This is a genomic window from Roseofilum halophilum BLCC-M91 (genome assembly GCF_030068445.1).
GTDB classification, from domain to species: domain Bacteria; phylum Cyanobacteriota; class Cyanobacteriia; order Cyanobacteriales; family Desertifilaceae; genus Roseofilum; species Roseofilum halophilum.
The window spans coordinates 1-11524 of sequence record NZ_JAQPOK010000110.1 but is presented as its reverse complement, the minus strand read 5'-3'; the positions used below and the strand labels follow the sequence as shown (position 1 = coordinate 11524).

Here is an 11524-nt window from a genome sequence, read left to right as displayed (position 1 = left end):
ATGGTTTTCCCATTACCCATTACCCATTACCCATTACCGCGCGAAGCGCTGTATTAGAGCAGAAGGTATCAGAATAGTGTCCTCCTCTGGGACGGGGGAGGCAAACGCCAATGGAGAGGATGTAAGACCCATTCGTGGACGCAAATCCAAGATGAGGCAATCTTCTGTGAAGTTGGAAGCCCACACTGACTAGGGCGGTACAGTGTGGGTAGTTCACTCGAGTTCTCGACGACCTTCTAGGGCACGAGCTAGGGTGACTTCATCAGCGTACTCTAGGTCTCCTCCCATGGGCAATCCAAAGGCGATGCGGGTTACCCGTGTAAAGGGTTTTAGGAGTTGACCGATATAGAGGGTGGTGGTTTCTCCTTCCACACTAGGACTGATGGCTAGGATCGCTTCTTGGATGTTGTCTTGGCTCACTCGTTGCACCAGGGATTGAATGGTGAGTTGTTCTGGGCCGATGCCATCCATGGGGGAAATGACTCCACCAAGAACATGGTAGAGGCCTCGGTATTCTCTGGTTTTTTCTAGGGCAATCACATCTCGTGAATCTACGACGACACACAAAATTTGGCGATCGCGATTAAGATTGCTGCAAATGCTACATATAGGATCGGCGGAGAGATGATAACATTTTTGACATAAGCCGACTTGTTGTTTGGCATCGAGTAGGGCTTGGGCCAGAGCTTTAATTTCTGCTTCTGGCCGTTTGAGAACATGGAGAGCGAGGCGTTGCGCTGTTTTTGGCCCCACCCCTGGTAAGCGTTGGAATTGCTCAATTAAGCGAGCTAAAGGATTAGGGTAAACCGTATGCTTGCTCCTGGTGCGTTAGAGATCCTTATTTAGGGTAACACTTGGAGTCTCTCTGGCAGATGAGCTTAAGCTAGGATTAAGAATGCTCAGGTTGGTTTGCTTTTTGGCACAGATCGGATACCCTAACAAAATGTAGTGTTGATTCAGGAGCGCCTTTGGGTATGACTGTCCATGATTTGCTGACCTTAATTTTACTGCTCAGTCCCGGCATTCTGCTCTCTGCTCTAGTGATGTTTACCTTTGCGGCTGGCGGATAGGTTGTTTCCTTCTTGCTAGTTTTTTTTACATTGCTCCTGCATTTTTGTGAAATAAGACCACAATGGTTTTGAGAATGAGTTTAATGTCATGCAATAAACTCCAGTTTTCTTGATAGCGCAAATCCATTTGAATAACCGTTTCAAAGTCTCGAATAGACGATCGCCCATTCACCTGCCATTCTCCGGTCATACCGGGTTTCACATCAAGCCGTTGCCACTTAGGAATTTCGTAGCGCTCGATTTCATCGGGGGTAGGGGGGCGAGTTCCCACTAGACTCATTTCCCCCCTTAAAACATTCCAAAACTGAGGCAGTTCATCTAAACTGGTGCGGCGTAAAAATTTACCGACACGGGTCACCCTAGGATCGTTTTTATTCTTGAAAAAGGCTCCTTCTGCTTCATTTTTAACTTGATGTTTTAAGGCTTCCGCATTGGCAACCATGGAGCGAAATTTCCAAATCTTAAACCGTTTCCCCATCCAACCACAACGGATTTGACCAAAGAAAATGGGGCCGGGATTGTCAATTTGAATGGCGATCGCAATGGGAAGAAACAGCACGGCCGTAATCCCTAAACCCACCAAACTACCGACAATATCGAGCAACCGCTTCAGAGGCGATCGCACCGATGGATGGGTTGTCCCAGATACTTCAGTAACTTCTGTTTCGGGAGCTAAGAGGCACTCCGTACCCATATCGATCGTAAACACATCTTTGAGTCCGGTTAACTCAAAAGCCATCTTCACTTGCGGATGCAGGCTCCAGATCACCAACTCGATCTGGTGGGCTTGAGCTATTTTCAGACACCCCACTAAAGCACCAATACCACTACTATCAATAAATGTCGTTTGTCCTAAATCTAAAACAATCTGATTGAGATCGGATTGCCGATCGCAGACCTGCTTAAAATAATCTTTAAATGCCACCGCTTGAGTCACCGTAAAATTTTTCGATAACTGCACCAAACCATACTCCCCAAAGGAAGTCATGGCAAACTCAGGGGGATTTGTTGGATTGTTCATATACACATTCAGGGGAGTCGATCGAAGTCATATTTCTGCCAAAACCGAAAAAAGCACCCTATGGCGATCTTGAGACAATCAACTCAACGGCCCTTTTTCAGAGACCGTTTCACCGTCTCATTGGCGATCGCCATTAACGTAGACCGAGAAATTTTCCGAGGAGCATGAAGAAACCGTACCAGGTCTCCTGGAGACCAAGCAATCGGTACTCCTGCCAAGGCCAGATTCTGAGCTAACTCCATTTGGCGATCGTCAATATGCTCTTTATAGCCTTGGGCACGAGGAACCAAAATATAAGGTTTAGTGGTTCGATCCAAAAACTTGAGCATTTGGGGATCGCAGTCGCTAATCATCAAACGAGCCTGATCCCCGAACTCGGTTAACTGGGTTTCTGAGAGATCGACAAAACATCCCTCGATGTTGGGCCAAACTGTAGAATTGCCATACTGTACGATGAGTTCTTCCTGGATAAATCCCCGTTTTATAAGAACTTCCAACCAACTCATCAAACGATTAAAGGGATAGGGTTCCCTGCCCACCGTTGTTACAATCATTCTGTTCCATTGCGATCGCTAGATATTGTATTCTATAGATGCATTGATATCCCCTCCTGAAATCAAAATACCCTGCTTTGAATCTGAAGACAATCCCAATATCCGGCAGGCGATCGCTGGAAACTTTTCCCTGTAAAGCCTGTAGCCACATTCTTGAGTTCTGAGTTCATCCGGATAGAATGGGGTCAACTAGAATATAGTATCCTATTCAACTAAATCCAATGGATTGGGATAACTCGCAAACCTCTGTTGATCGAACCCATGAATCAAATTGTTGTTAAACAAATTCAACCCTCCGGCATTTTAGATAGTACCAAAGCTTCTCAGTTCCGAGAGGAAGTGAACACCTTAGTTCAATCGGGTGCTGACTTGATCCTGATTGACCTTAAAGAGGTAACTTTCATTGATAGTTCTGGCTTAGGTGCGCTGGTAGCTGCATTGAAAACAGTACGCTCTGCTGGTGGAAAACTCTTTATCTGCTCCATTAACGAACAAGTGAGGATGCTCTTTGAACTCACCAGCATGGATCGAGTATTTGATGTATATAACAGCCGGGAGGAGTTTGAGCAAAATCTGGCAGCCGCCAAAGAATAGCGATCGCCTCCCCGTTAATGAAACTTAACCTGGAGTAGAGATAAATCATCATCCAAAATGGTGTTCGAGTTTAACGTATGAATGCAATGGAGCAAATGATCTAACAACTCAGAAGATAAGTGCTGATGGGCGACTAAAAACTGACTAAATGCCTCAAGTCCCCAGAGAGTGCCATCAGTCTGATGAATTTCATAGACCCCATCACTAAATACATAGAGGATACTTTGGGGTTTCACCTCACACTGATAAGATTTATACTCTACTCCCGGAAACATGCCAATGGGAAAACCCGGTGTTTTCAGATGTTGAACCTGCATATCGTCCTTGAGATGAGGAGATAAGAGAATCGCTGGAGGATGGCCCGAACTCGCATAGACCAGAGACTGCTCTTGGCGGTGATAAACCCCATACCAAATCGTAAAGTAGCGATCGCCTTGAGTATCCATCTGAAACGTATCATTGAGACCCCTTAGCACCTGATGGGGTTGAGAAAAATCAACCCCTGAAAGAGATTGAGAGCGCAGGAAATTAAGAACAGAAACCGATAACAGAGCCGATCCCACTCCATGGCCAGCCGCATCCACCACATAAATCACAAGCTGATTTTCATTGAGCCAATAATAATCAAAACAGTCCCCTCCCAGTTGGCGAGAAGGAATAAACCTCGAATCAATTGAAACCGACTCTTGCAAAGGCCCAGGGAGAAGAGACTTAACATAATCAGCCGCTTCTGTCAACTCTTCTTCGAGTCTCTGTTTCGCCGTTTGTAAATCCTGACTGAGCTGGTGCAGTCGCAAACCGGCCCGCACCTTAGCCCGCAACTCATTCACCTCAATGGGCTTCGACAAAAAATCATCCGCCCCATTATCGAGGCCCTGAACCCGGTCTTCCACCCCCTCACGAGCCGTCAGCAACACAAAAAACGTCGTCGTTAAATCCGGATTGGCCTTAATGCGGCGACAGACCTCCAAGCCATCCATACGAGGCATCATCCAATCGCATAAAATCAATCCAGGGCGCAAACTCTGGGCTTGTTCTAAACCCTCTTCACCATTGGTAGCCACGGTTACATCATACCCTTGGTTCTTAAGAGCTTTGGTTAACACTAACCGAAACAGAGGGTCATCCTCTATAATCAAAACCTTGTACATGATTAAAATGTCATCAGACTAGGAGCTGGAAAATCTGACAAAAGCGAGATCACTTTGATAGCCTATTTGATAGCTTATAAGCAGAAGCACCAGAGCAACAATTCAGTAAGAGGCGTGACCTCAGATCTACCGTCCGTTTCCATCTTACTGATTCCGAACCGACGTAAGAGTGATTCCATCATAAACGTTGAGTTCGCTTTTGAATGGTTCTTCACCTGTGCTGATTGCCTGATTAAGGGTTACGCCATTGAAATTGCCCCATAGAGCCGATCTGCAAGTTCATTCTGATGGCCAGGCTTTAGCCCGTGCCTTAGCTTGGTTTGAACATCTTAATCACCCCTCTCTTGCTATTCCTGAAGCCACCTGGCTCCAGTGCAAAACCGCATTTTATGAAGGATTGACCAATGCTGTACGCCATGCCCATCGTCATTTACCCGAAGATACCCCCATTGATATTGAAGTAATCTTAGCGGCCGATTCGGTTACCATCTCCATTTGGGATTATGGTGAAGGCTTTGATGTTGACCAATGGCTTAAAAGTCAACCCCCTCCAAGAGATGATGCAGAAAATGGGCGGGGTTGGTTTATGATGTCCAAAATCGCCGATTTCCTCAGTTATACCGCTACGGAGGATAAACGCCATTGTTTGAAGCTGATCAAGCACTATTAGGGGATTGACTTTACTCTCCAAAACACCAGATGAAAAGGGAGACTATGACACTTAAGAGCAGCCAAGGGGGAAGAGAGAGAGTTTTTAACAGACGAATGAGGTCGAGTGCCAGGAGTTCGCTGCCCACATATCCGGCAATTAGGGCCAAGATTAAAATCAAGATTGGCATAGATTTGGGTGTTAGTTGAGGAAAGGATGACTCAATTTCACCTTAACTTAACTCGAATCCCTTGGGTAAACTGGCCGCGAAACGCTAAGATCTAGATTGATCTGTTTGATGAAGCTTTGGATACTTTTAATCGTGCTAAGTAATATTGTTGCCGACTTCCGTATCATCTTCGATCGCGATCCTGCTGCCCGGAATTGGCTGGAAGTCCTGTTTTGCTACCCTGGACTACAAGCGCTGCTGTTTTATCGCGTGGCTCATTGGCTGCATGTATTGGGACTTCCCTTTGTACCTCGGTTTATTTCCCATCTGGCTCGTTGGTTTACGGGTATCGAAATTCACCCAGGAGCAACTATTGGTACAGGAGTCTTTATTGACCATGGTATGGGCGTGGTGATTGGTGAGACGGCCATTGTCGGAGACTATAGCCTCATTTATCAAGGGGTAACTCTGGGCGGAACCGGCAAGGAAAGTGGTAAACGCCATCCTACCCTGGGGGAAAATGTGGTTGTGGGTGCGGGAGCTAAGGTTCTCGGTAATCTGTTAATTGGAAATAATGTCCGCATTGGTGCGGGATCTGTGGTATTGCGGGATGTACCTTCCGATTGTACGGTGGTGGGCATTCCTGGACGGATTGTTTATCGCTCTGGGGTTCGAGTCGATCCCCTCGAACATGGACGACTCCCGGATGCGGAAGCGGATATGATTCGGACGTTGGTTGACCGAATTGAACAACTTGAAGAACAGGTGCGCGTGCTTCAAGGGAGCAATGGGGTTAGCCTGGAGAGTCAATCGGTCAGTAGTGTCAGTTGGAGTTCCTGGGATCGGTCGGCTATGCAGGAGGAAGTCCTAGAAGCCCCATCCTATAGCTCTAAGCACAGCAGTTGTGCCCTGAAGGATCGAGCGATTGAAGAGTTTTTAGATGGATCGGGGATTTGATTGACTTCCTCCCCACCCTCCACTTCGTTAAAGGGTGGGGATTCCCTGTCTCTTCAGGCGATATCAAATAATGAAGGAAAAAACACCGCCTCGTATTATTAGCGATCGCTACTTACTACTGCCTAACCCTCGTTCAGGTGGAATGGCAGATGTATATAAGGCCATTGATTCCCAAAAAGATGGCCGCCAAGTCGCCATTAAAGTCTTTAAACATGGGCAAATTGAGCCAGGAGTTCAATCAGAATCGTTCAGACGTGAAAAGCAAATTCTTGCAGAACTTAAACATCCTAGTATCATCGAGCTTCTTGACTCAGGGGAAGATCGACAAACCAAAGAACAGTTCCTTGTTTTGGAATGGATGGAGAACAATTTAGAAGGGCTTCTTAAGGAGTCACCCTTAGAGGGATGGGACTCCTACTGGGAAAGGCTTGCTCTGCCAATACTTACAGCCCTTGCCTTTTCACATGAGCGCCAATGTGTCCATCGAGATCTCAAACCCAGCAATATTCTAGTCGGGCAAGATGGCAGAATAAAGTTAGCTGATTTTGGCATCTCGAAACTTAGAAGCTATTTTCACCCAACTGTCACATTACGAGAATTTGTTTCTCGCCCCTTTACACCGCCAGAAGAGGACGATGGATCGTACCCATATACCCGTGATGTATTTAGTTTTGGAGTAGTGACATTAAAATGCCTGACGAATGTTGATCTTGTTGACTACAGCAGCCTTCAGACAGCGATCGCTAATCTTGACGCACCACCTGAGATCATTGAAATTATTGAACGGTCTGTTGCCACCGATCCTGCCGAACGGCAACTCAATGCAGAACTGCTATTAGCAGAGTTAGATGCTATTCAGCAGAAGCGATTTAGAACTCAGAAACCGAAGGTTAAATCTTGCTACTTAAAATTGACTCTAAAGTGTTTAAATAGTTTTCGAGACACACTAGGTATCTCCTCTGAAAATGAAATCCAAAATCTCATTCTTGATGACCTAAATAGTGAAGTTAATTCTGGAATACGACCTGATACATTGAATAATAATGATAGTTACTCTGAGGAAGATCACTACCAACTTTACGGTAGCTCTTATCGGTATCATGTAAAAGTAGACGATAGGCGGAAGGATCATCTTGTTATCTTTACTGCTTGGGATACAGCCCATTCTCAACTGGAGCAGAGACGAGAACTAGCGTGGAGTTTGCCCTATCAATTTAAGTTTGGCACTCCAACCTATTCATACGAAGCTGTCGAGATTATTCGGGAGTTACAAGATGCAGTTGTTGAGCATGAGGCGACTGTCAAAGAGCAGTTCATCGAGAAAAAGAAACACAAGATATTTCAAGTTTGGTGGAATATCCTGAGAGCAAAGACTGATTGGGAACAGCAGCGAGAGAAAGCTCTTAAGTACCTTTCCTTTAATCTTGATAATAATCGAGTGATTTTCCAATTAGAAGAATTGCCTGAAGATGACATCCTTGGGCAATCCCGTCATGTCAAAAACTCTAAGGGATTTAGTCTATTAGGTGGAGATGTTATAGAGCTGGTAGGTAATGAATTACATCTATATGTTAGATACGGACAACCCGATCGACTACCTCAACGCAGTCAACTTTCTTTCGATACTCGATTAGCTGAAATTGCACTGAATCGACAGAAAAGAGCTTTAGACGCTATTCGATTATTACTGAAGTTATTTTGCAAACACTTCAAGCAAATCCTGAAGCGCGAATTCTACTCAGTTCTCAGACTCATGTTGCGTTAGATAATGCATTAGAACGTATTCAAACCGAGAATCCGAATTTAAAACTTGTCCGAATTGGCAATCATGAAAGAGTTTCAGAAGGTGTTCATTCATTACTTTTAGAGGAGCAAATGGAGAAATGGCGAGAGGATGCACTAGCCAAAGGTCGAGATTTTTTAGCTAATTGGTCGGTGAATCATGGAATATCTCAAAAAGATTTGGAGAAAGCAGTCTTATTCCAGAAACTAAAAAATATTGTCCTGGATATAGAAAAATTGAGAGTGGGACTAGAGAGTCGAAAGCAAGAGAAAGATCGCCAAGCTCCAAGAAGATCAAAGAAAAATAAAAGTGTGCATCAGCCCTCAAATTCGGGAAGTATTAAAGGAAAAAAACAACGAAGAATTTCATCGGCACAAGAAGAAGAGTTTAGCCGATTAGAAGAAGAAATCGAAGAATTAGAGAAAAAGGCAAAAGCGTTACGAGATGAACAAAAGCAAAAAGTTAAGCGCCTTCAGCGAATAACTAAACTCAAAGCCAATCAGCTATTAAAATTGACCAGTGTAGAGCTAGAGCATCATAGCAATAATTTGATTGACCCAAATGCACCCAACTCTAAATTACTCCAGCAACTTATAAACCTGCAAACAGAATGGTTCGATCAATTTGGTCGTAATGAACGATTTAACGATCCATTAATTAAGCGATCGCAAGTTGTTGCTGGAACTTGTATCGGAATTTCAAGGGCAATTAACGATTCTGAATTCGACCTTTGCATTGTAGATGAGGCTTCAAAAGCAACTGCAACGGAAGTCTTAGTACCAATGTCGCGTTCCAAAAAGTGGCTGTTGGTAGGAGACCCAAAACAACTTCCACCCTTTCAAGATGAAGCGAGCCGAAATGCTGGTTTTCTTGAGCGATATGAATTGACTCCAGAGGATATTCAGGAAACTTTATTCGATCGCCTTTTAAGAATCTTACCGGATGAATGCCAGAAACTGCTGGCTACTCAACATCGCATGGTAGAACCAATTGGTACACTCATTAGCACCTGTTTCTATGATGGGACATTAGAAAGTAGCGGCCCTGAAATTGATAAGGTTTTAAGCAGAGCTTTACCAAGACCTGTTACGTGGCTCACGACATCAAAGCTTCCTAACAGTCGCGAGCAAAGTGCTAATTCTAGCTTTAATAATTCCTGTGAAGTTACTGTCATCTTTGAATGGTTGAAGCAACTAAACCAAGCAGCTACGGAAGCCCAAAGGAATTATAGAGTAGCAGTTTTAAGTGGTTATGCGGCACAGTTAAAATTGCTGAAGCGTAGGTTAAATGCAGAACAAAGTGGCTTGCAGGCATTAGCAATTGAGTGCAATACCGTTGATGCTTTTCAGGGACGTGAAGCTGATATCCTAATTTATTCAGTTACTCGCTCAAACAAAGATGGAAAAATCGGCTTCTTACGCGATGAAGCTAGGTTGAATGTCGCATTATCCAGAGGTCGAGTTGGTCTTTTGATTGTAGGCGATCATCAGTTTTGTCGATCGCTGAATCATAGTCCTCTACATAATGTCTTGCACTATATTGAACAACATCCAGAAGAGTGCATTTGCATGGAGGTAAGCTGATGAACTGGGAATCAGAGTTTATTTCTATCTCTTCTGAAGATTTACGCTGTTATGATAATCGACCTGGTTTTGACTTAGTTAGTTGCCAAGAAGTCGGGTTACCTGTTTATAAAATTACCGTTGATGTTCTGACTCAGATTCGCAAGTCTATTCCGCCGATTGAGGAGTTTGTTCTAAGATCGATTGATGCTGGGTTGTCTTCTGAGGAGGAAATCGCAGGATTTTTAGGTTTGGAACTCTCAACAACTAGAGAGGCAATGGTGACTCTTCGACTGAGTGAAGATATTGACTTGATTGCTGCCGATGCTTCACAGATTCAAATATGGAAATTGACGAAGAAGGGTGAGAGGACTTTAAGAGAAGCCAAAATTATTGTTCCAGAGGAACGAACCTTTGATATTAACTTTGATGGACTTCTGCGAACTCCACGTTGGTATGGACAATCTGAGAAGATGTTACTAAAGCCAAGAAATTTACGAGACGAAGGTATCGTGGAAATTGAACCCTCACCTAAGCGTCCTCCAGAATTATCTGACTTGAGTATTAAGGATATTGATAAAGTTATTCGTGAAATCCTTGGGAATAGCAAAAGTCTGAAGCCTAAGAATGACAATGAGTTAGATGTATTAGCATTAAAGGCAATTGAAGGTAGGCAAAGATTTTTCCAGCGATCTACGGCACTTATTTATAAGGCAAAAGATAGTGATGAAATTCAAGTGGCATTTATTGTTGATGACATCCTCTCTAACGAACATGAGGCCGCCTTCGCTCGTTCAAATGGAGCCAAGAAAATTAGAAGTCAGATTCTTAATGCATTGCAGGAAAATGAGCCTCTGAAACTTGCAAAAGAGATTTTAGGAAAGGACTTTGTAGAGAATTTAGTTGATGATCTAGATCATGTGGCTGAAAAGGTGGCTTTAGTTACATCTCAAATAGAATCTGAGAAAGAATCTACGCGGCAACAGATAGATCGGATAGATGATCTAAATGAAAAAGATAAGTTACTTCAGGAATTGCACGAAAAGGATGAAAGGATAGCAGAACTTAAAGCTCAACTAGAGTCTGTGATTTCTTCTTGTCCTATACGCTTACTAGAAATGTACGATCATCGTCCTCTACTAGAGAAGGCTTTGAAAGACACTCAGCAACGTTTAATGATCATTTCTCCGTGGATTCGGGCTAATTCAGTCAACCGATGGTTTCTTGAGCAGTTTGAGAATCTACTGAAACGAGGAGTGCAGGTTTTTATTGGATATGGTTTGGGAGAGAAAAACGAAAATCGTTATTCGAGAGATATTGAGGCTGAAAAAACTCTGCAAAAGTTGGCGAATCAATATTCTAAATCATTTATCCTTAAACGTTTGGGAGATACCCATGCAAAAATCCTTATTTCAGATACTAAGTTTGCGGTCACTACCAGTTTTAATTGGCTATCGTTCAAGGGTGAACGAGATCGCACATTTCGTGATGAGCGCGGGACGTTAGTTTCTGATCCTGAGAAAATCGATGAGTTATTCGATAGTTTGCTCAGACGGTTAACTGAGGAGGTCTAGTTTCAGGCTAAATCCTGTTTCGATCGGGTTTCACAGTGGAAGTACAAAAAATAGAATGATAATGATTATTATGTTGAGTTAAGCTGTTCTGTGCAACCCTTCTGTTTTCAGTTATGCGATCGCGCTCAAACCCGGAAAAGCCATTAAAATTTTAGCATCACTCATTCCTAAACGGCGATCGCCTAATCAATTAATCCATTAACTAATTCGCCGGGAAGTCCCCCGCTATAATCGCTTCGATTTAGCGGCGGGATGAAAGGCGGGAAATTGGAGGAACGGAAATTTCCAAATTTTCTTGATGTTGTATGTAAAATACAGTAAGGAGGTATTAAGATGCTGCACAAAGCACTCAAGGTTCGACTTTACCCAACACCAGAGCAACAAATTCTACTGTCTCAGCACTTTGGCTGTGCTAGATGGTGGTGGAACTACGCTCTAAA

Annotated in this window: 11 protein-coding genes and 2 pseudogenes; 8 read left to right on the top strand and 5 right to left on the bottom strand. The window is 43.7% G+C overall.

What is annotated here, in order from left to right; translation table 11 throughout:
- Nucleotides 1-193: pseudogene (locus tag PJF56_RS14995) on the top strand (hypothetical protein); the annotation flags it as partial.
- A gap of 20 nt (nt 194-213) precedes the next feature.
- Here the strand turns inward: PJF56_RS14995 and recR are convergent.
- From recR to PJF56_RS14980, 3 genes and pseudogenes are all read right to left on the bottom strand, one after another.
- A pseudogene (recR, locus tag PJF56_RS14990) lies at nt 214-807 on the bottom strand (recombination mediator RecR); the annotation flags it as partial.
- Between the two features lie 288 nt (nt 808-1095).
- On the bottom strand, nt 1096-2091 hold the full coding sequence (locus PJF56_RS14985; RefSeq protein WP_283763494.1) for an anti-sigma factor antagonist: 996 nt from the start codon (nt 2089-2091) through the stop codon (nt 1096-1098).
- 83 nt (nt 2092-2174) lie between these two features.
- Nucleotides 2175-2645 (bottom strand): hypothetical protein, encoded by a 471-nt coding sequence (locus PJF56_RS14980; RefSeq protein WP_283763493.1) that lies wholly within the window; start codon nt 2643-2645, stop codon nt 2175-2177.
- Between the two features lie 261 nt (nt 2646-2906).
- Here PJF56_RS14980 and PJF56_RS14975 point away from each other — a divergent pair, with 261 nt between their 5' ends.
- Nucleotides 2907-3239, top strand: coding sequence for an STAS domain-containing protein (locus PJF56_RS14975; protein WP_283763492.1), 333 nt, complete (start codon nt 2907-2909; stop codon nt 3237-3239).
- 14 nt (nt 3240-3253) lie between these two features.
- Here the strand turns inward: PJF56_RS14975 and PJF56_RS14970 are convergent, their stop codons facing one another.
- Complete coding sequence (locus PJF56_RS14970; protein WP_283763491.1) at nt 3254-4390, bottom strand: PP2C family protein-serine/threonine phosphatase; 1137 nt, start codon at nt 4388-4390, stop codon at nt 3254-3256.
- A 247-nt stretch (nt 4391-4637) separates the two neighbouring features.
- Here PJF56_RS14970 and PJF56_RS14965 point away from each other — a divergent pair, with 247 nt between their 5' ends.
- Nucleotides 4638-5060 (top strand): ATP-binding protein, encoded by a 423-nt coding sequence (locus PJF56_RS14965; protein WP_283763490.1) that lies wholly within the window; start codon nt 4638-4640, stop codon nt 5058-5060.
- 10 nt (nt 5061-5070) lie between these two features.
- Here PJF56_RS14965 and PJF56_RS14960 read toward each other — a convergent pair whose 3' ends face one another.
- Nucleotides 5071-5229: a hypothetical protein gene (locus PJF56_RS14960; protein WP_283763489.1), complete on the bottom strand. Its 159-nt coding sequence runs from the start codon at nt 5227-5229 to the stop codon at nt 5071-5073.
- 132 nt (nt 5230-5361) lie between these two features.
- Here PJF56_RS14960 and cysE point away from each other — a divergent pair, with 132 nt between their 5' ends.
- The 5 genes from cysE to PJF56_RS22200 form a co-directional block, all read left to right on the top strand.
- Nucleotides 5362-6165, top strand: a complete 804-nt coding sequence (cysE, locus tag PJF56_RS14955; protein ID WP_283763488.1) for a serine O-acetyltransferase — start codon at nt 5362-5364, stop codon at nt 6163-6165.
- Between the two features lie 70 nt (nt 6166-6235).
- Nucleotides 6236-7930, top strand: coding sequence for a serine/threonine protein kinase (locus PJF56_RS14950; RefSeq protein ID WP_283763487.1), 1695 nt, complete (start codon nt 6236-6238; stop codon nt 7928-7930).
- On the top strand, nt 7864-9531 hold the full coding sequence (locus PJF56_RS14945; protein ID WP_283763486.1) for a DEAD/DEAH box helicase: 1668 nt from the start codon (nt 7864-7866) through the stop codon (nt 9529-9531). Before PJF56_RS14950 ends, PJF56_RS14945 begins: the two co-directional genes overlap by 67 nt.
- A complete protein-coding gene (locus tag PJF56_RS14940) occupies nt 9531-11084 on the top strand; it encodes a phospholipase D-like domain-containing protein (RefSeq protein ID WP_283763485.1) in 1554 nt (517 codons plus the stop codon). Before PJF56_RS14945 ends, PJF56_RS14940 begins: the two co-directional genes overlap by 1 nt.
- A gap of 333 nt (nt 11085-11417) precedes the next feature.
- Nucleotides 11418-11524 (top strand): helix-turn-helix domain-containing protein (locus PJF56_RS22200; protein WP_347179441.1); only part of this gene is annotated, 107 nt, incomplete at its 3' end.